The organism is Nonomuraea terrae (genome assembly GCF_044465245.1).
GTDB lineage: Bacteria > Actinomycetota > Actinomycetes > Streptosporangiales > Streptosporangiaceae > Nonomuraea > Nonomuraea terrae.
Genome location: NZ_JBITLL010000004.1, coordinates 1,082,056 through 1,104,440 on the forward strand (window position 1 = coordinate 1,082,056; position 22,385 = coordinate 1,104,440).

A 22,385-nucleotide genomic window follows, 5' to 3' on the forward strand; every position below is an offset into this window, starting at 1 on the left:
CCCGGGCTTCTGGCAACCGACCGTTCGGTATGGCATGCTTCCGGAACATGACTCTGTTCTCGGTGGAAGGCAAGACGGTCGTCGTCACGGGCGGGTCGCGCGGCATCGGACGCATGATCGCCGCCGGCTTCGTACAGGCAGGGGCGAACGTCTATATATCCGCCCGCAAGTCGGCCGAGGTCGAGAAGACGGCCGCGGAGCTGGGCTGCGTCGCCGTACCGGCCGACCTGTCGACGCCCGAGGGGCTGGAGACGCTGGTGGCCGCGGTGGACGGGCCGCTGGACGTGCTGGTGAACAACGCGGGGGCGACCTGGGGCGCGCCGCTGGAGGAGTATCCGGAGCACGCCTTCGACAAGCTCTGGGACATCAACGTCAAGGGCGTCTTCCATCTGACCCAGAAGTTCCTGCCCCAGCTGCGGGAGGCGGCGAGCGCCGACGACCCGGCGCGGGTGATCAACGTGGGCTCGATCGACGGCATCAAGGTGCCCGCGCTGCCGACCTACGCGTATTCGTCGACGAAGTCGGCCGTGCACATGCTGACCCGGCACCTGGCCAAGCACCTGGCCAAGGAGCACATCACGGTGAACGCCATCGCACCGGGGCCGTTCGACTCGAAGATGATGGCGTTCGCGCTCGACGACCCGGAGACGCGCAAGTCGATCGCGGCGAACGTGCCCCTGGGGCGCATCGGACGGCCGGACGACATGGCCGGCGCGGCGATCTTCCTCGCCTCGCGGGCGGGGGCGTACCTGACGGGGACGGTGATCCCGGTGGACGGCGGGATCACCTGCTGACATGGACCGGGCCGGGTCGCTCCCGGCCTGGAGAAGGACATGGGGTACGGCAGCAAGGACCTTCTCGGCGAGCTCGACCCGGCCCGGGGCTGGGGCGCGTCATCGCACCCGCACCGGAGGCGGTGCGGGAACGGCGCGAGCCGGGGCCGTCACGGGACCCGGCTCGCACGCGCTCCGGACGCGCCGCGTCCCGCAGGGGCGCGGCGCGCGTCGGCAGGTCAGTCGACCACGTCGTCCACGAGCAGGTCGCTGCCGTAGGCGCCGATCACGGCGTTGCCGTTGACGGTGTTGACACCCGTCGCGGCACGGCCGTTCACGTTGGTGCTGACGACGTTGCCGAAGTTGTTGCCCGACTGCGACGAGGCGCGGTTGACGCTGGTGTTGCCCGCGTTGACGTCGGCGTACGAGGGAGCCGACATCAGGGTCACGCCCGCCGCGGCGGCGATGAGACCGGTCACGCAGAGCTTCTTCATCATGTCGATGTCCTTCCAGAGAGTGCTTGTGTGCGGAACGTCAGCCGGTCAGTCGAAGATGTACATCACCGTGATGCCGCCGTGGGCGGACGTCGCGGCGATGCCGTTGGTGTTGTTGACGTTGGTCGAGAAGCCCGCGCCGCGGATGCCGGCGAGGACGTCGCCGAAGTTGTTTCCCGTCTGGAGCGAGTCGCCGTTGGCGCTGCGGTTCACCCCCCAGTTGGCACCGGACCAGGGGCTGCGCCAGCCGTCGTCGGCATGGGCGGGGGCTGCCAATAGTGCGCTGCCGCCGACCGCTGCGAGCATCGCCACGACGGCGGACGTCCTTTTGATCACTTCTGCTCCTTCGCCAGTGGGGAAAGCCTTCCGGGACGGGTCGGACGCCGGGGCCCCGAGGCGCACGCCCTTCCTTTGACCTTCCTTGACCCCTGGGGATCAAGGCAGTGCGAGCATATAACCCTGCGTTGCCAATCGGTAGCTATGAGTAATCAGAATATTGTTCGACGGTCGGATGTCGGTGACCATGGCTACCATCCGCGCATGATCTACGAGCTGCGCAACTACACGATGCGCCCCGGACGGCGCGACGAGCTGATCGCGCTGTTCGAGCGCGAGTTCGTCGAGCCGCAGGAAGCGGTCGGCATACGCGTCACCGGCACCTTCCGCGATCCCGACGCGCCCGACACGTTCCCGTGGGTGCGGGCCTTCCCTGACATGGAGTCGCGCCGCGCGTCGCTCGAGGCGTTCTACGGCGGCCCCGTGTGGCGCGCGCACCGCGACGCGGCCAACGCCACGATGGAGAGCTCCGACGACGTGCTCCTGTTACGCCCGGCCGGCCCGGAGTTCCAGGTCTCGGAGCGTCCGCCGGTGGGCGCGGCCAAGGCCCCGCCGTCGTCCTACGTCGCCACGGTCTATCACGTCACGGACGGCTTCGCCGGTCTCTTCGCCCGTGCGGCGGCGCCGGTGCTGGCCGAGGCCGGGGTGCCGCCGGTGGCCTGTTTCGAGACCGAGCCCGCGCGGAACACCTTTCCGCGGCTGCCCGTACGGACCGGGGTGAAGGTGTTCGTGTGGTTCGCCCGTTTCGACACGCCGGAGGCGGAGCGGGAGGTGGACCTGCCGATGCTGGCGCCGTGCCTCACCGCCGCCCCCGTACGGCTGCGCCTGCGGCCCACGGCCCGCTCGTCGCTGCGCTGACCGTCTGCCCGCGGGCCGTCAGATGACGGTGAGGCCGCGGGCGGCGAGGATGGCGGTGGCCTGCGACTGGGTGATCACCGCACCGGCCAGGGCGCGGAGCCTGGTGTCGTCGTCGATGTCGCCCAGGTCGGCGCCGCGCAGATCGGCCTGGGCGAAGACCGTCTTCAACAGGCGCGCGCCGATCAACCGGCAGTCCGTCAGGGTGGCCTGGGTGAAGTCGCAGCCGGCCAGGTCGGCGTCGTCGAAGCGGACGCCCTCGATGTGCTCGCGGCGGAACGAGCAACCACCGAGGTTGGCCAGCGTCAGGTTGCAGCCGGTCACGGTGAAGCCGGTGCCCCGCGAGCCGGTCAGGGAGGCGCCGATCATGCGGCAGCCGGTGAACGCGGCGTCGGTCAGCAGGGCGCCGCCGAACTGCGCCGACGACAGGTCGACGTCGGTGAAGGTGGCGTCGATGAGGTCGGCGTCGCTGAAGCGGGCCCGCATGCCGCCCCCGCCGGTGAACACGGCTCCGTCGAGGTCGGCCTTGCGGAAGTCGGTCTGCTCCAGCACGCACGACTCGAACCTGGCCCCGGCCAGCGACGCGCCCCACAGGTCGGCCTCGGTGAGGTCGCAGTCGTGGAAGACGTGCGTCTCCCCCGGCGCCAGGCGGTCGGCCAGGGGCTTGCGGGAGAGGTCCTCGCCGTCGAAGTTCACGATCTCAGAGCCTACCGCTCAGCGCCTCCGCCGCCGCCCGGCCGCAGACGGGGGCCGAGCCGTGCGTGGCGATGTGCACGGCGCCCAGGTCGGCGCGGGCGGGCAGGCCCATCTCGACGACGACGGCGTCGGGGCGGGCGCTCAGCAGGTGGCGCAGGGCGTCGGCCTGCCAGGGGTGGCGGTGCGCGTCGCGGACCACGACGACCAAGGGCCGGTCGGCGGCCGTCGCGATCAGGCGTTCGAGTGCGGGGCCGGTCGCCTCGCCGGACGTGAGGCGGGTGACCGCGGTGCCGGGCACGAGGCGGGCCAGCGGCTCCCCCACACCCCACGGGGTCTTCTTGTCGATCGCCAGGTTCATCTCGGGCGCCAGCTCCACGACGTGCGCGGGATCCGCCAGCGGCAGGACCTGCGCGGTGGAGCGGCGCGTGATCCGGATCGCCCGCCGGGCGGCGACCAGCCCGATCCCGGGTTCCGCCGGGGTGGGGCTGCCCGAGGAGGTGGTCCAGGCGGCCAGCTCGCGGACCCTTCGAGCGGCGTCGGCCAGACGTTCCTCGGGCAGCAGCCCCTCGACCACCGCCGCCGCGATCGCGTCGCGGATCCCGGCGGCGGTGGCCTCGTCGGCCCGCTCGCCGCCGACGCAGATCGCGTCGGCGCCGGCGGCTATGGCGCGGGCGGAGGCGCCCCCGATGCCGTACGCCCCCGACACCGCCGCCATCTCGATGCCGTCAGTGATGATCATGCCGTCGAACCCGAGCTCCTCCCGCAGCAGCCCGGCGAGCACCTTGGGGCTGAGCGTGGCGGGCCGCTCGGCGTCGTACGAGGGCACGAGCAGGTGGCCGGTCATGACGGCCTTGACGCCCGCCGCGATCGCCGCGCGAAAAGGGCGCAGCGCCTCCTCGATGCCCTGCTCGGCGACCACGGGCACGCCGTGGTGGGAGTCGACCGAGGTGTCGCCGTGGCCGGGGAAGTGTTTGGCGCACGCGGCCACCCCGGCGGACTGCAGGCCGCGGACGAACGCCCGGGTGTGCCGGGCGACCAGATCGGGGTCGGCGCCGAAGGCCCGCAGGCCGATGACCGGGTTGTCCGGGTTGGAGTTGACGTCGGCCGAGGGCGCGAAGTCGATCGTGACGCCGGCCCTGGCCAGGTCGCCGCCGAGGTCCACGGCCACGGCCTCGGTGAGCCGCACGTCGTCCACGACGCCGAGGGCGTACGCGCCGGGGCGGCTGCTGCCGGTGGCGGCTTCGAGCCGGGTGACCTCGCCCGACTCCTCGTCGGTGCCGACGAGCACCGCGGGGTTCTCGGCGCGCAGGGCGGCGGTCAGCCGGGCGATCTGCTCAGGCCCGGCGATGTTGCGTGAGAACAGCACCACCCCGGCCAGCCCCTCGCCGAGCCGGCGGCGGATCCAGTCGGGTGGGCCGTGCCCGGCGAAGCCGGGGAAGAGGACGGCGTCGGCGAGGCGAAGCAGGTCACCGCTGAGGGGCATGCCCATGAATCTAATAGGAAACTTTACTATTTGCTAGTGGCATTTTCTGACGTCAGCCCGTCTCCCTCTGTGCGGAACTCCGCGACGGTCGTGACAGGCGCGCCGGGCCGGTCGACGTGGTCGATCGCCTGGAAGGCCACCCGCAGCTCGTCGGGGCCCGCCGTGCCCGACAGGTAACCGCGGTGGCCGTCGAAGAACTTCAGGTGCGGGTTGGCGGCCAGCACGGCGGGGCCGTCGGTCGCCGGGGGCCTGCTGCTGATCGCGCTGGCCACGAACTCCACGCCCACCGTGGCCGAGCCCGGGTCGAGGAAGTCGGCCTTCAGCTCCCCGGCCCAGGCGTTGTGCACGTCGCCGCTGAGCACCACCAGGCCGGGCGCCCCCGCCGCCAGGATGCGCGCCCGCTGCTCCTGGTGACCGTCCCAGGAGTCGGTACGCAGGTTCGGCGCCGGCCCCGGCACGAAACGGCGGGCGAAGAACAGCGGCTGCACCAGCACGCGCCACCTGACCCGCCCGGTGACCAGCCGGGAGATCAGCCACTCCTCCTGCGCGGCCCCGAGCATGGTGCCCGCGTCGCGGTGCTGGCGCACGTCGAGCACCAGGAAGTCGGCGACGGCGCCGTACGTCCGCCTGCGGTACATCTGCAGGCCGCCGCCCCGCGGGCGCACCCTGATCGGCTGGTTCTCGAAGTACGCCTGGTAGGCCGCGGCCCGCCGGCGCAGGAACGCCGCGGTGCCGTCGCCCGTGCCCCGGTAGTTGTTCGCGACCTCGTGGTCGTCCCAGGTGGGCACCCAGGGCGCGGCGGCGTGGGCGGCCCGCAGGTCGGGGTCGGACTTGTAGCGGGCGTAGCGCAGGCGGTACTCGGCCAGCGTGTCGGTCTCGCCGGGCAGCGTCCCGAGGGGGCGTACGACGCTCGCGGCCTGGCGTGACTCGTAGATGTAGTCGCCGACGTGGAGGACGACGTCGGGCCGCTCGGCCGCGAGGTGGCGGTAGGCGGTGTAGAAGCCGTGCTCGTAGCGCTGGCAGTTGGCCACGGCGAAGCGTACGGGCCGGGTGGAGGCCGGGTCGTCGGCCGTCCGCGTGCGCCCGACGGGGCTCTGCGCGCCGCTCGCCCTGAACCGGTAGTAGTAGTCGGTGCCGGGCTTGAGACCGGCGACCCTGACGTGCACGCTGTGCGCCCAGGCCGGCTGGGCCTCGGTGACGCCCTGGCGCAGCCCTCGCGTGAAGTGTTCGTCCTCGGCGAGCTGCCAGCTCACCTCGACGGCCCGCGCGGCCATGCCGCCGGGCCGGGCGGGATCGGCGCTCAGGGGGTCGACGGCCAAGCGGGTCCAGAGCATGACGCCGTCGGGCAGTGGCTCACCCGACGCGACGCCGAGGGTGAAAGGGTCGGCCATACTTTTCTATCGTGACCGAGGAACGGCAGGGTAAAGCTCACCAAGCGCTTGGTTTGCCGCCGAATGCCGCATGAGCTGGGCCGGTTGCGAGAACAAGCGATTGTCTGAGGGCTCATAATGGTGGCGTGACCACGCGAAAGAACTCCGGCACCGCCACCACGGCGAAGCGTCAGCGCACGACCTCGACGGGGTCGGCGTCCGAGCGCCGCGACCACCTCGTCAAGCTCGCCGCGGAGCTCTTCGCACGCAAGGGCTTCCAGGCCACGACCGTACGCCAGATCGCCGACGAGGCCGGCATCCTGTCCGGGAGCCTCTACCACCACTTCGACTCCAAGGAGACGATCGTCGACGAGGTGCTGTCCACCTTCCTCGACGACATCATCGCCCGCTACCGCGGCGCGCTCGACACGAGCACCGACGCCCGCGAGGTGCTCTCGGAGATGGTCCGCATCGGCTTCGCCACGCTGGAGCCGCACCGCGCCGCGATCACGGTGATGCAGAACGACTGGAACTACCTGCGTCAGTTCGAGCGCTTCAACTACCTCGTCAAGGCTGAGGAGGAGGTCGAGCAGATCTGGGTCGAGCAGATCAAGGCGGGTCAGGCGGCCGGGCTGTTCCGGGCCGACGTCGATCCCAAGCTGACCTACCGCATGATCCGCGACACGATCTGGGTGGCGGTGCGCTGGTTCCGCCCCGGCGGCAGGCTCAATCCCCACGCCCTGGCCGAGCACTACATCACCGTGCTGTTCGACGGTCTGGCCACCGGCGAGCGCACCACCCCCACCAGCGCCGCCGCGGGATGAGCCTCGGCAAGGCGGTGCGCCTGGCCCTGCAGGAGGCGGCCCAGCCCGGCAAGGCCGAGGTCATGCGGGCGTACATGAAGTCGTCGATGCCGTTCCTCGGTGTGCAGGCGGTGCCGCGGCGGGGGGCGCTGCGCAAGGTGTTCGCCGAGCACCGGCTGGCGACCGCGCCGGAGTGGCGGCGGGCGGTGTTGTCCCTGTGGCGCGAGGCCGAATACCGGGAGGAGCGCTACGCCGCGATCGAGCTGTCCGGCCACCACTTCTACCGGGAGTTCCAGACCCTCTACACGGTGCCGATGTACGAGGAGATGATCGTCACCGGCGCCTGGTGGGACCTCGTGGACGAGCTGGCCACCCACCGGGTCGGCGGCCTGCTGGCGGCCTACCCCGACACGATGCGGCCGCTCATGCTGGAATGGGCGGGCGACGCCGACCTGTGGAAGCGCCGTACGGCGATCCTGTGCCAGAACCGGTTCAAGGCCCGCACCGACACCGCCCTGCTGTACGCGTGCATCGAGCCGAGCCTGTCCGACACCGACTTCTTCGCCCGCAAGGCGATCGGCTGGGCGTTACGCGAATACGCCAAGACCAATCCCGCCGAAGTGATCCGCTACGTCAAGGCCAAGGGCATCTCGGGCCTGAGCCGCCGCGAGGCGCTGAAGAACCTCTCCCTCACCTAGTCCACAGCGCCTCCTGCACCGCCTGCACGAGAGCCATCAGCTCCGGCGTGACGCGCTCCTTCGACCAGGCCAGGGCGTACGTGATGCGCAGGTCGCCCGCCTCCAGCGGCACGAACCGCAGGTCGTCGCGCCTGACCGTCCTGACCAGCAGGTGCGGGACGGGCAGCAGCCCGGCGCCCGCGGCCACCAGGTCGAGCGCGGCGGCGAAGTCGTCCTCGGCCACCAGGCGCGCCCGGCCCGGCAGCCCCGCCCAGGGCCGGCCGGCCGGCGTGAGCAGCACCTGCCCGGCCAGGTCGGCGGGCGTGACGCGCGGACTCGACCCCAGCCGGTGCCCCACCGGCACGGCCAGGTGGTCGACGGTGACGTGGAACCTGGCCGCCGTGACGAGCCCGGCGGGCGCCGGGGTGGCCAGGATCGCGGCCGAGACCTCGCCGCCGGCCAGCGCTCGCGCCGCCTCCCCCCGCCCGGCCGCCCGCAGCTCCACCCCGATCGCGGGCGTGCGGCTCGCGAGCCGCCTGGCGATGCGTGCCGCGAGCGCTCCGACCGGCGGTGGATAAGCGAGGTGAATGGTCGGCCGTGCCAGCCGGGCCGCCTCGGCGGTGAAAGCGCCGACCGACTCGATCACCTGCTCGGCGTACGCGAGGAGCGTCTTGCCCTCGGCGGTGAGCCGCACCTCGCGGGCGGTCCGGGCGAAGAGCCGGAGGCCGGTGGCGCGTTCGAGCCGGGTGATCGCCTGGCTCATGGCGGGCTGGGACATCCCGAGGTCGGCGGCGGCGGCCGAGAAGCTGAGCCTGGCCGCGACCCGCGTGAAGCAGTGGATCTCCCTGAGCATAAGCAACACCAATACATGGTGCACCACTCGCCGGGCAGTCGGCAGGATGCCGAGCATTCTGATCCACCGTGCGAGGAGACGTAAGATGTCGGCATTTCCCCAGTCCACCGTGCTCGGATACCCGCGGATCGGGCCGCGCAGGGAGCTGAAGCGGGCGCTGGAGTCATACTGGGACGGGCGGTCCGGCCGGGCGGAGCTCGAGCGGACGGGCGCCGAGCTGCGGGCCAGGACCTGGCGCCGGCTGGCCGAGCTGGGGCTGGAGGGGCTGCCGTCGAACACCTTCTCGCTGTACGACCAGGTGCTGGACACGGCGGTCATGCTCGGCGCGGTGCCGGAGCGCTATCGCGCGGCCGAGGACCCCTACTTCGCGATGGCGCGCGGCACCGAGGGGCTCGCGCCGCTGCGGATGACGAAGTGGTTCGACACGAACTACCACTACATCGTGCCGGAGATCGGCCCCCAGACCGTGTTCAAGCTGGACGCGGGCAAGCCGCTCGGCGAGGTGCGCGAGGCGCGCGCGCTCGGCTTCGAGACGCGTCCCGTGGTGGTGGGGCCGGTGACGTTCCTGCTGCTGGGCTCGGCGCCGGACCGGCTGGAGGAGGTGCTGGGCTGTTACGCGGAGCTGCTCGCGGCGCTGGCCACCGAGGGGGTGGCGTGGGTGCAGCTCGACGAGCCGGCGCTGGTGGCCGACCGCACCCCGGAGGAACTGGCCGCGGTACGCGACGCCTACGAACGGCTGGGGGCGCTGTCCGAGCGGCCGGGATTGTTCGTGGCCTCCTCCTTCGGCGACCTCGGCGAGGCGCTGCCGGTGCTGGCCGCCACGCCCGTGGAGGCCATCGGGGTCGACCTGGTCAGGGGCGGCGTGCCGGAGCTCGACCTGACCGGGAAGACCGTGGTCGCGGGGGTGGTGTCGGGACGTGACGTGTGGCGGACCCCGCCCGAGCGGGCCCTCGCCGCGCTGGGCGCGATCCGGGCCTCGCGGGTGACGGTGAGCACGTCCTGCTCGCTGCTGCACGTGCCGTACGACGTCGAGGCGGAGCCGGGGCTCGACCCGGCGCTGAAGGAGCGGCTGGCGTTCGCGGAGCAGAAGGTGGCCGAGGTGGTGGCGCTGGCCCGGGGCGATGTCCGCGGCGTGCCGGTGTCCCTGCCGTCCGAGGCGGCGCCGGCGCCGTTCGCGGCCGAGGGGCGCGGCCCGTACGCGGTGCGCGCCGCCGCGCAGGCCGACCGGCTGCGGCTGCCGCCGCTGCCGATCACCACGATCGGCTCGTTCCCGCAGACCGGCGAGCTGCGCGCGGCCCGCGCCGCCGCGGCCGCCGGGACGCTGCCCCAGCAGGACTACGAGCGGCGGGTCGAGACCGAGATCGAGCGGGTGATCCGGCTGCAGGAACGGCTCGGGCTCGACGTCCTCGTGCACGGGGAGCCCGAGCGCAACGACATGGTGCAGTACTTCGCCGAGCACCTCGACGGGTTCGCCGTCACCGCGAACGGCTGGGTGCAGTCGTACGGCTCGCGCTGCACCCGCCCGCCCCTCCTGTACGGCGACGTCAGCCGGCCCGCGCCGATCACGGTGCGGTGGGCGCGCTACGCCCAGTCGCTGACGGACAAGCCGGTCAAGGGCATGCTCACCGGGCCGGTCACGATCGTGGCCTGGTCGTTCGTCCGCGACGACCTGCCGCTGCGCGACGTGGTGTTCCAGGTGGCCGACGCCGTCCGGGAGGAGGTGCGCGACCTGGAGGCCGCCGGGGTGCCGATCGTCCAGGTGGACGAGCCGGCGCTGCGCGAGCTGCTGCCGCTGCGGCGGGCGGCGCAGGGCGGCTACCTGGAGTGGGCGGTGGCGGCGTACCGGCGGGCCACCTCGGGGGCGGGCGACCGCACGCAGATCCACACCCACCTGTGCTACTCGGACGCCGACGAGATCCTGGCCGCCGTCGACGCTCTGGACGCGGACGTCACCACGATCGAGTCGGCACGGTCGGGGGCGCGCATCCTGGGCGCGGTGGACGCGTTCGAGCGCGGCCTCGGTCCGGGCGTCTACGACATCCACTCGCCGCGCGTGCCCTCGGCGCAAGAGGTCGAGGACCTGTTGCGCAGGACCCTGCGGGTGCTGCCGGCCGAGCGCGTGTGGGTCAACCCCGACTGCGGGCTGAAGACGCGGGCGTACGAGCAGGTCGAGGCGTCTCTGAAAAACGTCGTGGCGGCCACCCGCAGGCTGCGGGCCGAGCTCTAGCGGGCTCTAGCGGCGGCCGCCGCCGGTGCACGGGGTCGGTGGGTGGAGCAGCGGGAACCGCCCCACCCAGGCCGACGTCATTTCAGCGCGCCCGCCGTCAGGCCGGACTGGATCTGGCGCTGGAAGACCGTGTAGACGACGAGCATGGGGAGGATGGCCAGCGTCAGGGCGGCGAACAGGGCCGCCCAGTCGGCGTCGTAGCCGGCGGCGGTGGAGATGTCGGCGATGCCCTGACTCAGGACCCATTTGTCGCGGTCCTGCAGCAGGATCAGCGGGATCTGGTACTGATTCCACTGGCCCAGGATGTTGAAGATCGTGATGCTGATGATGCCGGGTTTGGCCATCGGCATCATGATCTGGAAGAACACCCTGGTGTGCGAGGCGCCGTCCACCATCGCGGCCTCCCCGACCGAGGTCGGCAGCGTACGGAAGAACGCCGCGAGGAAGAAGATGGTGAACGGCATCGAGTACGCGATGTACACCAGCACCGCGCCCGCGTGCGTGTTCAGCCCGATGAACTGCCCGATCACCGGGACGTTGCCCATGTTCTGGACCACGAAGAACAGCGGCGACAGCGCCAGGAAGAACGGGAACGCCAGGCCCGCGACGAACAGCGTGTAGATCGTGCGGTTGCCCCGGAAGGGATAACGCGCCAGCACGTACGCCGCCATCGAGCCGACCAGCATCGTGCCGAACGTGCTGAACGACACCACGATCACACTGTTGATCATGTACTGGCCGATGTGGGCCTGCTCCCAGGCCCTGGCGAAGTTGTCCCAGCGCAACGACTCCGGGAGCGACCACGCCGAGCCGAAGATCTCGTCCTCGCTCTTGACCGAGGCCAGGAAGGTCCACAGGAGCGGCACCAACACCAGCAGGGTCCAGATCACCAGCGCGAGGTGCGTCAGCACGCCCAGCGGCCCCAGCCGCCGCCTCCGCTCCACACGGGCGACGCTCCTTGAGGGCGCAGCCGAGGTCATCGTTGCCATTTCTCAGTACTCGATTCGTTCACGCCGCGACAGGCGCAGCGAAAGGATCGCGAAGCCGACGGTGAACAGGAACATCACCACGCCCAGGGCGGAGGCGTAGCCGAAGCGGAAGTAGCCGAAGGCGTTGCGGTAGATCTCGGCCGCCATCACCGTGGTCGACCAGTCGGGGCCGCCCTGCTGGACGGTCATCACCCAGACGATCGCGAAGACGTCCATGGCGAGGATGCCCAGATAGACCCAGGCGACCTGGACGGTGTCCCACAGCAGCGGCAGCGTGACGCGGAAGAACATGCTGACCCGGCCGGCCCCGTCGATCTGCGCGGCCTCGAACATCTCCTTGGGGATGCTCGCCAGGCCGGCCGAGAAGAGCACGACGTAGAAGCCGACCGCCTGCCAGACGAGCACGCCCAGCACCGACCAGAACGCGAGGCCCGAGTCGGACAGGAACCCGATCGGGTTGATCCCGAGCGCCATCAGCGGCCCGTTGAGCATGCCGCTGGCGTCCGGCCGCAACACCTGCTGGAACAGGACCGCCACGATCGTGACGGCCAGGACCTGCGGGAAGAAGAAGACCACCCGGTAGAAGGTGGACCCCCGGATCCCCGACACGCCCTGCCGCCCGCCCACGTTGAGCAGGAAGGCGAAGAACAGGGCGATGACGATCGTGATCACCGGCAGCAGCACGAGCAGCGCGGCGTTGTGGCTGACGGCCTTCCAGAAGACGTTGTCCCCGAGGAGCCGCTCGAAGTTCTCCAGGCCGATGAACGCCGGCGTGGCGGACACGCCACGCCAGTCGGTCATCGCGATGTAGAACGCCTGGACGTTCGGGGAGATCACGTAGACGAGATAAAGGATCACCGGGGCTGCCAGGAACGAGGTGATGAACAGCCCGCGGCGATACCTGTTGAAAGTCATTACCGGGTGAACTTCTTGATCGAGGAGTCGTTCTTGATCTCGTCGGCCTTCTTCTGCATGCGCTCGAGATAGGCGTCCGGGGTCAGGCCACCGGTCATGAGCTCGCCGGTGGCGGCCTTGCACTCGTCGTTGAGCTGGCCGTACCAGGCGAAGACGCGGTAGTAGACGGTGTTGGTGCCCGCCGCCGCGACGGCCTGGGTGGCGCTGGTGACGCCGGGCGAGATCTCGCGGCCCTCGCTGGCGCCCTTGACCACGGTGAGGGTGGTGACCAGCTCGCTGAAGTCGCCGGCCGCCTTCTTCGACAACATGGCCCGCAGATACTCCATGCCGGCCTGCGGGTGGGCGCTCCTGGCCGAGACCATGAAGTTCTCACCCGGCTGGGTGTGCAGGGTGCCGTACGGCAAGGCGTCGGAGCCGGTGATGTCGGGGATGGGGAACATCGCGTACGCGAAGTCGTCCGGGGTGGTGGACTTCTGCTCGTTCTCCAGCCACGAGCCGCAGGGCAGCATGGCGACCTGGAACTTGTTCTGCGCGGTCTGCGTCTGCACGTGGTCGAGGCCGGCGGTGCCCTGCATCAGGTATTTGGCGCCCACCTCGGCCATGTTCTCGGCCGCGGTCTTCATGGCGTCGACCTTCCAGGCGCCGTCCTCGAGGTTGTCGATGTTGACCAGCACCTCGTTGCCGGCGATCTTCGCGGCCATGGTGAGCAGCGGCTCGTAGGCGTACTGCGGGTGCTTGCCGGCGTAGGTGAAGGGAGCCATCTCGCCGGACTTCTTGATGGTCTCGCAGAGGGCGAGGAAGGCGTCCCAGGTCTTCGGGACCTCCCAGCCGTTGTCGGTGAAGACCTTCTGCGAGTACCAGATGCCGTGGATGTAGTTGACGTAGCCGAGGACGCTGAACTTGCCGTCGTAGGTGCCGATCTCGATGACGGACGGGTCGATGGTGTCGCGCACCTTGACGTTGGGGTCGTCCCACGAGGGCGCGTCGAGCAGCGGCGACAGGTCCTGCAGCTGCCCGTCCTGGGCCAGGGCGCCGAAGTCCATCATGTCGGCGCCGGCGTTGTCGATCACCTCAGGAGGGTTCCCGCCGGCGAAGCGCGGCTGGAGGATCTTGGTGATCTCCTTGGTGACGTTGTGCTTGATCTCGACGTTCGGATATTTGGTCTTGAAGAGCGGCTGGTGGATGTCGGTGGCGTACTGGTGACCGAAGCCACCGTCGAAGATCCAGACCTCGAGCGGCTTGTCGCCGACGCCGAACGGGTTGGCCGCGCTGGTGGCGGCCGGCGCCGCGGAGGCGGTCTGGGCCGGCTGGGAGGCGGGGGCGGCACACGCGGCCAGCGCCCCGGCCGCGGGCACGAGCGCCGCGGCACGAAGAAGATCACGCCTGCTGAGGTGGGGGGTGGAAGGCATATCGACTACTCCTGACTTTTCATGATCCGCGCCTGATGCGCCCTGCGTATCGGCTCTCCAGTGCCTTGTTGTGCTCGTCGCCGCCGGCCACGTTGGCCGACAGGTAGATGGGCGGCGTCTCGCCGAGCGCGACGAGCTCGTCCACCGCCTCGGTGACCACCATCTGCGCCAGCAGCGCGGAGGTGATCGTGGAAACCGCGCCGTAGCTGCCGCCCCCGGGCAGCTCCAGGACGGCGTCGCCGTACGGCGCGCCGTTGTCCAGCACGACGTCGGCCAGGTCGAGCAGCTTGCGGCCCGACGGGTGGCGCGAGGTCATCCGGGTGCTGTGCTCGACCGAGGTGATCGCGATCAGCGGGTGGCCGCGATCCTTGACGATCCGGGCCAGCTCCACCACGGTGCCGTTGACGCCCGAGCTGGAGACGAGCACGAACACGTCCTGCGGCGCGACCGGCGCGAGGTCGTAGATCTCCTGCGCCACGGCCGGGTCGCGCTCCAGCTCCGAGGTCAGCACGCTCGGCGGCTTGCCGCCGTACAGGACGAGGTCCCTCGGCGTGAGGCGGTTGCTCGGGACGAGGCCACCGGCCCGGCCGGCGATCTCCATGGCGATGGCCTCGGAGTGCCCGGAACCGAAAGCGTTTACAACGCCTCCGGCCTTGATCGCGGCCACCAGCAGCGCCGCGGCCTCGCCCACCGGCCCCGCTTGACTCTCGGCGACCTGGCGGGCCAGGTCGAGGACCTTGGATGCGTACGTCATTCAGCCTCTCTCCACGCGGTGGCTCTCCACTGCGCTGATCGTGCGCTCGAACGCCTCGTTCGTCCGCTCGTAGGTGCGCTGGGCGACCGCCACGTACACGGCGTCCAGCACGAACAGCTGCGAGTGGACGGCGGCCAGCCCGCCGAGCCGGAACGTGGTCTCCCTGCTGGCCGTGGTGAGCACCAGGTCGGCCAGGTCGGCCAGCGGGGAGCGGGCGAAGGAGGTGACCGCGACCGTCGTGGCGCCGTGGCTGCCCGCCTCCGCCAGCGCCTCCATGACCTCGCGGGTGCGTCCTCGGTGGCTGATGCCGACGGCCACGTCGCCCGACTTGAGCAACGCCGCCTCCGACAGCGCCACGTGGGCGTCGCCCGCGCCGTAGGCCGGGATGCCGATCCTGCGCAGCCGCCCTTCGAGCATGGTGGCGACGTTGCCGCTGGTGGACACGCCGGCGAGGAGCACCCGCGGTGCCGCCACGACGGCGTCGGCCACCCGGGCGACGACGTCGAGGTCGAGCCCGGCCGCGGTGTCCTGGATGAGCCGGGTGTCGGCCGCCGCCATCACCTCGATGGCGGCGTCGAGCGGATCGTCGGGGCCGATCTCGTGGCCGACCCCCGCGCCCCAGCCCGCCTGGGCGGCCCGGCCGGTCTCGGTGGCGAGGGCGACGCGCAGCTCCGCATAGCCCGAGAACCCGAACGCCCGGCAGAATCTGGTCACCGTCGCAGGGGAACTGCCCGCGCGCTCGGCCAGCGCGATGATCGTCGAGCGGGCCGCCTCGGCCGGGTCGCCGAGGATCACCTCGCCGACTCTGCGCAAGGCCTCCGGCAAGCCGGGGAGTTCTGTTTCGACGCGCCCGAGCGCTCCTGAAGTCACGAATATTCCTTCCGAATACTCGGTCTTCTGGCGAAAATTATTCTTGCTTATGGGCCACGTCAAGCCCCAGACTCTGACCGTGACCGAATCGCTAGTGGTCGGTGTGGATGCCGGTGCCACCTCTACCCGGGTCGCCGTCCACGCGCTCGACGGCACGCGCGTCGGCTATGCGCGGGCGGGTGCGGGCAATCCGAGCGCCCACGGGCTCGGCAGGTCGGTGGCGGCGATCGAGACGGCGCTCGGCGCGGCGCTGCCGCCCGGTGACGGGCATCGCGTGGTCGCCTCGGTGGCCGGGGTGGCGGGGCTCGTGGACGAGCTGGCGCCCGAGCTGGCGAAGGTCTGGGCCGCGGTGGGCATCGCCGAGGGGCCGCGGTGCACGGGCGACGTGCCGATCGCGTACGCGGCCGGCTCGCCCGAGCCGGACGGCTCGCTGCTGCTGTCGGGCACGGGCGCGGTGGCGGCCAGGATCGCGGGCTTCCGGCAGGAGGTGATCGCCGACGGCCTCGGCTGGCTGCTGGGCGACGCGGGGTCGGGCTTCTGGATCGGGCGCGCCGCCGCCAAGGCCGTGGTGGCCGCCCTCGACCAGGAGCGGGCCGAAGGCGTGCTGGCGGACCTCGTCGTGGCCGACTTCCTCGGCGACGAGCGGCCCGCCGGGCAGCGCCAGGTGGCCAACCGGATCGTACGGCTGGCGCAGGCCGACCACATGCGGCTGGCGTCGCTGGCGCGGCCGGTCAGCCGGGCCGCCGAGCAGGGCGACCCGACGGCCGCCGAGATCACCCGGGAGGCGGCCCGCCACCTGGTGACCACGCTGCGGCGGGTGCACGTGTCGGGGCCGGTGGTGCTCGCCGGCAGCGTCCTGACCAACGACGGGCCCGTACGGCGGGCGGTCACCGAGCTGCTCGCGGGCGAGACCGTCACGACGGCGGGCGACGCGGCGGGCGCGGCCGCCTGGCTGGCCACCCGCGACCTCCTCGCCGAGACCACCGCGAGATCCCTGCACGCCGCCTTCACCGCCGGCCCCTGAGGCGAGCCTCTTACCTGGCCGCTCCGGCGAGGAGCATGGCCCAGACCGCCAGCGTCTTGACGGGACGGCCGTGGGCGCATTCGTCGATCAGGGTCTTGCCGTTCACCCGGCGGGTGCGGCGGATGAACGCCTGGCCGTGGGCGTAGCAGAGCTCGTAGAACGTCGGCCGGCAGTCGCACGTGTAGGCGCGGACGCGGGCGTAGCCGCCGTTGCGGACGGGCTCCCAGTCGAGCTCGGCGCAGCCGGGGACGTCGGGCACGTGGGCCGAGTGGAACCGGCCCTCCTCCGCTGGGAGGTCCTCCACGGGGCCGTCACCGGGTCGATTACTGATCACGGGAGGAACCATATCTCTGGTCGTCTGCTCTTGTCTGCATGGAGCGCCTAGTCTGTCTGAACAGACAGCACGATATGAGAGCTCTTGCCCGTCTTGGCCTATGTTGCCTACGTGCTCGACTACGAAGGCGACACCCACGTCTACATCCAGATCGCCGACATCCTGCGACGCCGGGTCTCCGGCCTCGCCGCCGGATCTCCGGTGCCGAGCGAGGCCGAGATCCAGCAGGAGTTCGGCGTGGCCAGGACCACCGCCCGGCGGGCGGTGAACCTGCTGCGGGAGGAGGGCCTCCTCTACACCGTGCAGGGAGAGGGGTCCTTCGTCGGCCCGCCGGCGGGAGCCCCGCGCCAGAAGCGGAAGATGCCGATCTACCAGCAGATCGCGGCGGACGTCAGCGGTCAGATCAAGGCGGGCGAGTTCCTCCCGCGGCGTCCCATTCCGGGCGAGACGGCGCTGGTCAAGCAGTACGGCGTCGCGCGCGAGACCGTACGGCGGGCCATGGCGCTGCTGCGCGAGCAGGGCTGGATCTACACCGTCGCCCAGCGCGGCAGTTACGTCTCCCCGAAGGAGTCGTGGCCGGCGGAGTGATTCGCCTGCCCGCTCGTATCTAGACGTCTACGCTTATGAGCGTGCTCGACCGCGATGGCCCCATCCCCCTGTACGTGCAGGTCGCCGACGTGATCCATGAGCGGATCGCCGGCGGAGAGCTGCGCACCGGTGAGCCCGTGCCGAGCGAGGCGGCGCTGGAGGCGGAGTTCGGCATCGCGCGGACCACCGCGCGCAACGTGGCCAGGGAACTGCGCAGGCGGCGGCTCGTCCACACCGTCCGCGGCGAGGGCACGTTCGTCGGGCCCGCGGGCGTGCCCCGGGTGAAGCCGACGAGGGCTCTGCACGCCCGCATCGCCGAGGACCTGGTCGCCCGGATCAGGCGCGGCGAGCTCCGGCCCAACCGGCCGATCCCCACTGACACGACGTTGATGCGCCAGTACGGCGTCGCCCGGGTCACCGCGCGGCGAGCCGTCTCGCACCTGCGGGAGGCGCGCTGGGTCGTCACGGTGCCGCAGCGGGGCACCTACGTGTGCGATCCCGGGGAGTGGCCCGAGGAAGCGTCCGGGTGACCCGCCGCGGCGCTCACCCCTTGACCGCTCCCGCCGTCATCCCGGTGCCGACGTTGCGCTGCAGGAACAGGAAGAGCAGCAGGGCCGGCAGCGCGAAAAGGCTGGCGGCGGCCATCGTGGCGCCCCAGTCGGTGCCGAACACGTCGCGGAACGACGACAGCCACACCGGCAGCGTCCGCTGGTCCTGGTCCTTGATGATCAGCACGTTGACGAACGCGAACTCGTTCCACGCCGTGATGAAGCCGAACAGCGAGGTCGCCATCAGGCCCGGCGCGAGCAGCGGGAACACCACCCGGCGGAAGGCCGCCATCCGGCTGCACCCGTCCACCTGGGCGGCCTCCTCCAACTCCAGGGGGATCGCGTCCAGGAACCCGCGCAGCGTGACGATCGTGAACGGCAACGTGATCATGAAGTAGACGCCGGTCAGCATGGCCAGCGAGTCGAGCAGGTCGGTGTCGCGGGCGATGATGAACACCGGCACCAGCAGCGCCTCCCACGGCGCCATCTGCGCGGCGAACACCGCCACGACGAACACGCCTCTCCCCCGCCACCGCATCCGCGCCACCGCGAACGACGCCAGCAGCGCCACGATCAGCGCCAGCAGCACCGCTCCCACGGTGACCAGCAGGCTGTTACGCCAGTAGGTCCAGAACCCCGGTGCGTTGATCGCCGTGACGAAGTGGTCGAACGTCGGATCGGCGGGCCAGAACGTCGGCGTGGGCGACTGGATGTCCCTGGTCGGCTTGAACGCGGTCAGGAACATCCAGTAGACCGGGAAGATCGTGGTCACGAGTACGGCGACGGCCGCCGTGTTGAGCAGGAGCCTCTTCACTGACGCACCATCCTGCGCAGGTTGCTGACCAGGGCGATCGCCAGGATGACGACCGTGAGCATGGCCACCGCCGAACCGAGGTCATAGCGGTGCAGCACCCGCGCGATCTTGAAGGCGTACACGGGCAGGGTGGTCGTGGCGTCGTCGGGGCCGCCCTGGCTGAGCACCCAGATCTGCGGGAAGCACTTGGCCACCCAGATGACCTCCAGCGACGCGACCAGGGCGAACAGCGGGCGCAGGATCGGGAAGGTGATCTGCCGGAACACCTGCCAGCCGGTGCCGCCGTCGATCCTGGCCGACTCGTACAGCTCCGCCGGGATCGTGGTGAGCCCGGCGTAGAGGGTGAGCGCGGCGAACGGCACCGACTGCCACACCACGAGCACGACGAGCACGGCGAACGTGGCGGTGCCGTTCGCGAACCAGGTGTAGCCCTGGAACGACTCGAGGCCGAGTGTGACCAGCAGCCAGTTGACCAGCCCCAGCTCCGACTGGAACAACCACTGGAAGACGGTCGTGGCGGCGATGATCGGCATGGCCCAGGCCAGCGCCAGGGCGCTCATGAGGGCCAGGCGCAGGCCGCGGCCGAGGCGGACCATCATGAGCGCGATGCCGGTGGAGAGCCCCACGATGAGCACCACGTTGATCGCCGTCCACACGGCCGTGCGCAGCAGCACCTCCCAGAACTCGGTGCCGGTCAGCAGCTCCGTGTAGTTGTCCAGCCCGACGAAGACCGCGCCGCCCCTGATCAGCTCCCCCATGCGGAAGTGCTGGAACGAGATCACCGCCGCCTTGAACAGCGGATAGAGCAGGAGGAAGGCCCCGCCCACCACCGCCGGCGCGATGAGCAGGTAGGGCCAGTACGACCGGGTCCTGACCCACATCAGGATCCGCTGTTCAACGTCGTGGTGATCGACTCGGAGACCTTCTTCGCCTCCGTCGCGGGGTCGGCGCCGGTGAGCACGGCGGTCATGTACTGCTTGATCATCGAAGTCGCCTCGACGGCGGCCCAGTTCGGGGTGTTCGGGGTGGCGCGGCCGTTGGCGGCGCCCACAGCCATGGCCGCGGTGCCCTCGTCGCCCGACAGCACGCCGGCCAGCGACGTGCGGTTCGGCACGAAGCTCATGGTGGTGGCGAGCTCGGTCTGGAACTTCTCCCCCGCCAGCGCCTTGACCAGCTCGTACGCCTCCGTCTGGCGCTGCGAGGCGACCGGGATGATGAGGTCGGAGCCGCCGGTGAAGACGGTGCCGGGCTTGTCGGCGGTCTTGCCGGGGATGGGGAAGAAGCCCATCTTGTCCTTCATCCCTGGCTCGACCTCCAGCACGCGGGCGGCGGCGCCGGGCACGGCGATGATCTGGGCGACCTTGCCCTGGGCGAAGACCTCGTGCTGGGGCGGGGTGGCCTCGTCGGCGTCCTTGGGGCCCTTGCCGAGCGCCTGCAGCTGCTTGTAGAACTGCATGCCGGCCATGGCCTGGGGGGTGTCGAGCGCGCCCTTCCACTGGCCGTTCTCCTGGACGGCCAGGTCACCGCCCTCGTCCCAGACGAAGCCGGCGAGGGCGTACCAGGTCTGGCCGGTTAAATAAATGCCCTGATTTCCATCTTTATTGAGTTTTGTCGTGACTTCTATCCATTCGTCGCGGGTTTTCGGGTGTTCTGTGATGCCGGCGTCGGCGAACAGGTCCTTGTTGTAGACGACCACGCGGTTGGCGGCGTACCAGGGGATGCCGTACTGCTTGCCGTCGATGTTGCCCGGCTGGGCCAGGCCCGGCAGCCAGTCCTCGCCCTTCAGGTCGGCGATCTTGCCGGTCAGGTCGGTCACGCCGCCGCTGGCCGCGTACTGGGCGATCTGGGTGTTGCCCACCTCGATCACGTCGGGGGCGTCGGTGCTGGCCAGGGCGGCGGTGACGCGCTCGCCGATGCCGTCCCACGCCTGGATCTGGATGTCGAGGTCGATGCCCTGGTGGGCCGCCTCGTACTCGGTCTCGAACTTCTTCAGCAGGTCCTGCGTGACGCTGCCGTCCATGATCCAGGCGGTCAGCGTCGTGGAGGCGGCCCCCGAGGCCGCCCCGGGCTCCGGCTCACCGCCGCCGCCGCACGCGCTGAGCGCGAACACGGCCGCCAGGGCAAGAATGCGGTATTTCATGGTGTTCCTTCTGGTGGGGGGTGGACCCGCGCCCGCCCCCTGCGGGGACGGGCGCGGGACGGTTCACGGGCTGGGAACGGTGTCCGTGAAGGAGGTGCCGGCCGCGCGCAGGGCGGCGACCCGGCTCAGGACGTCGGCGGGCGCGACGACCTCGTTCTTGCTGTGGTAGACGTAGTCGACCTGCTGCCGGTACGTACGGGTTCCCGTCGCGCCCTGCAGATCGATGAACCACTGGTTGAACATGATCCACATCGGGGTCTCGGGGTAGTACATGTCACCGTGGTCGGCGAAGAGCCGGCCGTCCACGTAGTACTTGATCCGGCCGCCCGAGATCTGGATGGCGAGGTCGTGCCAGCCCGCGAACGACGCGCGCTCGGCGGTGTGGGTGTTGACGGCCTGCCACGGGTCGCCCTGGTAGGTCTCCCAGCTGGTGGCGTAGAGGATGGTGGACGGCTCGCCCCAGCCGCCGTTCGGCAGGTACTCGAAGTCGAGCTCGCCGTAGTTCGGGTCGAGGTTGAAGGCCAGCGGGGTGATGGTGAAGAACGTCTGCACGACGTGCTCGCCGTCGGGTCCGCTGGTGGGGGCGTCGCTGAAGCGCACCCGGGCGGCGTAGGTGCCCTCGTGGAACTTGCGGGCGGCGGTGGACAGCTCGGTCTGCACGGTCCCGGCGGCGGTGCCGTTCGTGGAGGAGTCGAGGGTCAGCAGGCCGCCGGGGAACGACACGGCCGACGGTGACCAGGTGGCGCCGGGCACGCCCGGCCCGCCCGAGCTGGAGCGCACGGTCCAACCGCGCTGTGACAGCAGCGGGTCAGCCGGCCCGGCGTAACTGAAGTCGTCGAACAGCACGCCCGATCCGCCGGGCGGGTTGGTCGGCGGGTCGGTCGGGTCCGGGTCGCTGCCCGTCGGCTCGCCCCACGCGAGCTCCCCGCCGACGTAGACGGTGATCTTCTCCCAGTCGGAGTACGCGGTCTGCGGACCGTAGGAGTAGTCGTCGCTCTGGGTGAACGTCTGCCAGTCGGCGCGGTAGAAGCGCAGCTGCAGGTCGCTGGTGTTCCGGCCCGGGGCCAGGCTGCCGGAGGTGAAGCCGACCTCCAGGTACTGCCCCGAGCCCTCCTGCCGGACGAAGGTCCCCGTGACCGTCGAGCAGCTCACCACCGCCCATGAGCAGGCGAAGCGATAGGTCTCGGTGCCGGTCAGGTAGTAGCGGATCTTGACCTGGTTCAGCGGGATCGTGGTCGTCCCGTCGTTGAACAGGCGCAGCCAGGGCTCGGCCTGGGCGGTGGTGGCGCCGGGCGCGCTCGTGCGGTACTGGAGGCGGACGGCCTGGTCGGCGCTGGCCGGCGCGACGACGGCCAGGGCGCCGACGGCGGCGAGCAGGAGGGTGAGGGACAAGGAGAGGAGCAGTTTTCCGAAATTTCGGGACATGGCGGGGG

24 protein-coding genes are annotated in these 22,385 nt (G+C 70.9%); 8 read left to right on the forward strand and 16 right to left on the reverse strand.

Annotated elements, in window-relative coordinates; all coding sequences use genetic code 11:
* Nucleotides 1-47: 47 nt before the first annotated feature.
* Nucleotides 48-794 (forward strand): SDR family oxidoreductase, encoded by a 747-nt coding sequence (locus ACIBP6_RS23265; RefSeq protein ID WP_397055214.1) that lies wholly within the window; start codon nucleotides 48-50, stop codon nucleotides 792-794.
* A gap of 218 nt (nucleotides 795-1,012) precedes the next feature.
* Here ACIBP6_RS23265 and ACIBP6_RS23270 read toward each other — a convergent pair whose 3' ends face one another.
* Nucleotides 1,013-1,270 carry a hypothetical protein gene (locus ACIBP6_RS23270; protein ID WP_397055216.1) on the reverse strand — a complete coding sequence of 86 codons (258 nt, stop codon included), beginning with the start codon at nucleotides 1,268-1,270 and terminating at the stop codon, nucleotides 1,013-1,015.
* Nucleotides 1,271-1,315: 45 nt separating this feature from the next.
* Nucleotides 1,316-1,603 carry a hypothetical protein gene (locus tag ACIBP6_RS23275; RefSeq protein WP_132613969.1) on the reverse strand — a complete coding sequence of 96 codons (288 nt, stop codon included), beginning with the start codon at nucleotides 1,601-1,603 and terminating at the stop codon, nucleotides 1,316-1,318.
* 204 nt (nucleotides 1,604-1,807) lie between these two features.
* Here ACIBP6_RS23275 and ACIBP6_RS23280 point away from each other — a divergent pair, with 204 nt between their 5' ends.
* Complete coding sequence (locus ACIBP6_RS23280; RefSeq protein WP_397055218.1) at nucleotides 1,808-2,461, forward strand: NIPSNAP family protein; 654 nt, start codon at nucleotides 1,808-1,810, stop codon at nucleotides 2,459-2,461.
* 18 nt (nucleotides 2,462-2,479) lie between these two features.
* On the opposite strand, the gene ACIBP6_RS23285 is transcribed toward ACIBP6_RS23280, so the two are convergent.
* Genes ACIBP6_RS23285 through ACIBP6_RS23295 form a run of 3 tightly spaced genes read right to left on the reverse strand, consistent with a single transcriptional unit; the run spans nucleotide 2,480 to nucleotide 6,028 of the window.
* A complete protein-coding gene (locus tag ACIBP6_RS23285; protein ID WP_397055220.1) occupies nucleotides 2,480-3,154 on the reverse strand; it encodes a pentapeptide repeat-containing protein in 675 nt (224 codons plus the stop codon).
* A 4-nt stretch (nucleotides 3,155-3,158) separates the two neighbouring features.
* Entirely contained in the window at nucleotides 3,159-4,637 is a 1,479-nt protein-coding gene (locus tag ACIBP6_RS23290) for a glycoside hydrolase family 3 protein (RefSeq protein ID WP_397055222.1), read from the reverse strand.
* A gap of 26 nt (nucleotides 4,638-4,663) precedes the next feature.
* Nucleotides 4,664-6,028: an alkaline phosphatase D family protein gene (locus tag ACIBP6_RS23295; protein WP_397055224.1), complete on the reverse strand. Its 1,365-nt coding sequence runs from the start codon at nucleotides 6,026-6,028 to the stop codon at nucleotides 4,664-4,666.
* A 125-nt stretch (nucleotides 6,029-6,153) separates the two neighbouring features.
* Here ACIBP6_RS23295 and ACIBP6_RS23300 point away from each other — a divergent pair, with 125 nt between their 5' ends.
* Together ACIBP6_RS23300 and ACIBP6_RS23305 are read left to right on the forward strand one after the other, a co-directional pair.
* Nucleotides 6,154-6,831 carry a TetR/AcrR family transcriptional regulator gene (locus tag ACIBP6_RS23300; protein ID WP_132613961.1) on the forward strand — a complete coding sequence of 226 codons (678 nt, stop codon included), beginning with the start codon at nucleotides 6,154-6,156 and terminating at the stop codon, nucleotides 6,829-6,831.
* Entirely contained in the window at nucleotides 6,828-7,508 is a 681-nt protein-coding gene (locus ACIBP6_RS23305; RefSeq protein ID WP_397055226.1) for a DNA alkylation repair protein, read from the forward strand. The genes ACIBP6_RS23300 and ACIBP6_RS23305 overlap by 4 nt, the downstream gene beginning before the upstream one ends.
* On the opposite strand, the gene ACIBP6_RS23310 is transcribed toward ACIBP6_RS23305, so the two are convergent.
* Complete coding sequence (locus tag ACIBP6_RS23310) at nucleotides 7,501-8,340, reverse strand: LysR family transcriptional regulator (RefSeq protein ID WP_397055388.1); 840 nt, start codon at nucleotides 8,338-8,340, stop codon at nucleotides 7,501-7,503. The two genes, ACIBP6_RS23305 and ACIBP6_RS23310, sit on opposite strands and share 8 nt — an antisense overlap.
* 85 nt (nucleotides 8,341-8,425) lie before the next feature.
* Here ACIBP6_RS23310 and metE point away from each other — a divergent pair, with 85 nt between their 5' ends.
* Nucleotides 8,426-10,567 (forward strand): 5-methyltetrahydropteroyltriglutamate--homocysteine S-methyltransferase, encoded by a 2,142-nt coding sequence (metE, locus tag ACIBP6_RS23315; RefSeq protein ID WP_397055228.1) that lies wholly within the window; start codon nucleotides 8,426-8,428, stop codon nucleotides 10,565-10,567.
* A 77-nt stretch (nucleotides 10,568-10,644) separates the two neighbouring features.
* Here the strand turns inward: metE and ACIBP6_RS23320 are convergent, their stop codons facing one another.
* Genes ACIBP6_RS23320 through ACIBP6_RS23340 form a run of 5 tightly spaced genes read right to left on the reverse strand, consistent with a single transcriptional unit; the run spans nucleotide 10,645 to nucleotide 15,504 of the window.
* Nucleotides 10,645-11,511 (reverse strand): carbohydrate ABC transporter permease, encoded by an 867-nt coding sequence (locus ACIBP6_RS23320; protein ID WP_397055230.1) that lies wholly within the window; start codon nucleotides 11,509-11,511, stop codon nucleotides 10,645-10,647.
* A 48-nt stretch (nucleotides 11,512-11,559) separates the two neighbouring features.
* Nucleotides 11,560-12,471: a carbohydrate ABC transporter permease gene (locus ACIBP6_RS23325; protein ID WP_132613951.1), complete on the reverse strand. Its 912-nt coding sequence runs from the start codon at nucleotides 12,469-12,471 to the stop codon at nucleotides 11,560-11,562.
* Nucleotides 12,471-13,880: an N-acetylglucosamine/diacetylchitobiose ABC transporter substrate-binding protein gene (ngcE, locus tag ACIBP6_RS23330; RefSeq protein ID WP_397055232.1), complete on the reverse strand. Its 1,410-nt coding sequence runs from the start codon at nucleotides 13,878-13,880 to the stop codon at nucleotides 12,471-12,473. Before ngcE ends, ACIBP6_RS23325 begins: the two co-directional genes overlap by 1 nt.
* 19 nt (nucleotides 13,881-13,899) lie before the next feature.
* Nucleotides 13,900-14,634 (reverse strand): sugar isomerase domain-containing protein, encoded by a 735-nt coding sequence (locus tag ACIBP6_RS23335; protein WP_397055234.1) that lies wholly within the window; start codon nucleotides 14,632-14,634, stop codon nucleotides 13,900-13,902.
* Nucleotides 14,635-15,504: a MurR/RpiR family transcriptional regulator gene (locus tag ACIBP6_RS23340; RefSeq protein ID WP_397055236.1), complete on the reverse strand. Its 870-nt coding sequence runs from the start codon at nucleotides 15,502-15,504 to the stop codon at nucleotides 14,635-14,637.
* Between the two features lie 79 nt (nucleotides 15,505-15,583).
* Between ACIBP6_RS23340 and ACIBP6_RS23345 the strand changes: the two genes are divergently transcribed.
* Nucleotides 15,584-16,528 (forward strand): N-acetylglucosamine kinase, encoded by a 945-nt coding sequence (locus ACIBP6_RS23345; RefSeq protein WP_397055238.1) that lies wholly within the window; start codon nucleotides 15,584-15,586, stop codon nucleotides 16,526-16,528.
* A 10-nt stretch (nucleotides 16,529-16,538) separates the two neighbouring features.
* Here the strand turns inward: ACIBP6_RS23345 and ACIBP6_RS23350 are convergent, their stop codons facing one another.
* Nucleotides 16,539-16,862, reverse strand: coding sequence for a hypothetical protein (locus ACIBP6_RS23350; RefSeq protein WP_397055239.1), 324 nt, complete (start codon nucleotides 16,860-16,862; stop codon nucleotides 16,539-16,541).
* 111 nt (nucleotides 16,863-16,973) lie between these two features.
* Between ACIBP6_RS23350 and ACIBP6_RS23355 the strand changes: the two genes are divergently transcribed.
* Nucleotides 16,974-17,450 (forward strand): GntR family transcriptional regulator, encoded by a 477-nt coding sequence (locus tag ACIBP6_RS23355; protein WP_397055241.1) that lies wholly within the window; start codon nucleotides 16,974-16,976, stop codon nucleotides 17,448-17,450.
* Nucleotides 17,451-17,485: 35 nt separating this feature from the next.
* Entirely contained in the window at nucleotides 17,486-17,980 is a 495-nt protein-coding gene (locus tag ACIBP6_RS23360; protein ID WP_397055243.1) for a GntR family transcriptional regulator, read from the forward strand.
* A 13-nt stretch (nucleotides 17,981-17,993) separates the two neighbouring features.
* Here the strand turns inward: ACIBP6_RS23360 and ACIBP6_RS23365 are convergent, their stop codons facing one another.
* The 4 genes from ACIBP6_RS23365 to ACIBP6_RS23380 form a co-directional block, all read right to left on the reverse strand.
* Complete coding sequence (locus tag ACIBP6_RS23365; protein ID WP_397055245.1) at nucleotides 17,994-18,812, reverse strand: carbohydrate ABC transporter permease; 819 nt, start codon at nucleotides 18,810-18,812, stop codon at nucleotides 17,994-17,996.
* Nucleotides 18,809-19,693 (reverse strand): carbohydrate ABC transporter permease, encoded by an 885-nt coding sequence (locus tag ACIBP6_RS23370; RefSeq protein ID WP_397055247.1) that lies wholly within the window; start codon nucleotides 19,691-19,693, stop codon nucleotides 18,809-18,811. Before ACIBP6_RS23370 ends, ACIBP6_RS23365 begins: the two co-directional genes overlap by 4 nt.
* Nucleotides 19,693-20,952: an extracellular solute-binding protein gene (locus tag ACIBP6_RS23375; protein WP_397055249.1), complete on the reverse strand. Its 1,260-nt coding sequence runs from the start codon at nucleotides 20,950-20,952 to the stop codon at nucleotides 19,693-19,695. Before ACIBP6_RS23375 ends, ACIBP6_RS23370 begins: the two co-directional genes overlap by 1 nt.
* Nucleotides 20,953-21,015: 63 nt before the next feature.
* Nucleotides 21,016-22,377: a cellulose binding domain-containing protein gene (locus ACIBP6_RS23380; RefSeq protein ID WP_397055250.1), complete on the reverse strand. Its 1,362-nt coding sequence runs from the start codon at nucleotides 22,375-22,377 to the stop codon at nucleotides 21,016-21,018.
* Nucleotides 22,378-22,385 lie beyond the last annotated feature (8 nt).

Coding starts and splice junctions, on each gene's coding strand:
- ACIBP6_RS23265 (WP_397055214.1), top strand. CDS start 48: ATGACTCTGTTCTCGGTGGAAGGCAAGACGGTCGTCGTCACGGGCGGG.
- ACIBP6_RS23270 (WP_397055216.1), bottom strand. CDS start 1,270: ATGATGAAGAAGCTCTGCGTGACCGGTCTCATCGCCGCCGCGGCGGGC.
- ACIBP6_RS23280 (WP_397055218.1), top strand. CDS start 1,808: ATGATCTACGAGCTGCGCAACTACACGATGCGCCCCGGACGGCGCGAC.
- ACIBP6_RS23290 (WP_397055222.1), bottom strand. CDS start 4,637: ATGCCCCTCAGCGGTGACCTGCTTCGCCTCGCCGACGCCGTCCTCTTC.
- ACIBP6_RS23295 (WP_397055224.1), bottom strand. CDS start 6,028: ATGGCCGACCCTTTCACCCTCGGCGTCGCGTCGGGTGAGCCACTGCCC.
- ACIBP6_RS23305 (WP_397055226.1), top strand. CDS start 6,828: ATGAGCCTCGGCAAGGCGGTGCGCCTGGCCCTGCAGGAGGCGGCCCAG.
- ACIBP6_RS23310 (WP_397055388.1), bottom strand. CDS start 8,340: ATGCTCAGGGAGATCCACTGCTTCACGCGGGTCGCGGCCAGGCTCAGC.
- metE (WP_397055228.1), top strand. CDS start 8,426: ATGTCGGCATTTCCCCAGTCCACCGTGCTCGGATACCCGCGGATCGGG.
- ACIBP6_RS23325 (WP_132613951.1), bottom strand. CDS start 12,471: ATGACTTTCAACAGGTATCGCCGCGGGCTGTTCATCACCTCGTTCCTG.
- ngcE (WP_397055232.1), bottom strand. CDS start 13,880: ATGCCTTCCACCCCCCACCTCAGCAGGCGTGATCTTCTTCGTGCCGCG.
- ACIBP6_RS23335 (WP_397055234.1), bottom strand. CDS start 14,634: ATGACGTACGCATCCAAGGTCCTCGACCTGGCCCGCCAGGTCGCCGAG.
- ACIBP6_RS23360 (WP_397055243.1), top strand. CDS start 17,486: ATGAGCGTGCTCGACCGCGATGGCCCCATCCCCCTGTACGTGCAGGTC.
- ACIBP6_RS23370 (WP_397055247.1), bottom strand. CDS start 19,693: ATGTGGGTCAGGACCCGGTCGTACTGGCCCTACCTGCTCATCGCGCCG.
- ACIBP6_RS23375 (WP_397055249.1), bottom strand. CDS start 20,952: ATGAAATACCGCATTCTTGCCCTGGCGGCCGTGTTCGCGCTCAGCGCG.
- ACIBP6_RS23380 (WP_397055250.1), bottom strand. CDS start 22,377: ATGTCCCGAAATTTCGGAAAACTGCTCCTCTCCTTGTCCCTCACCCTC.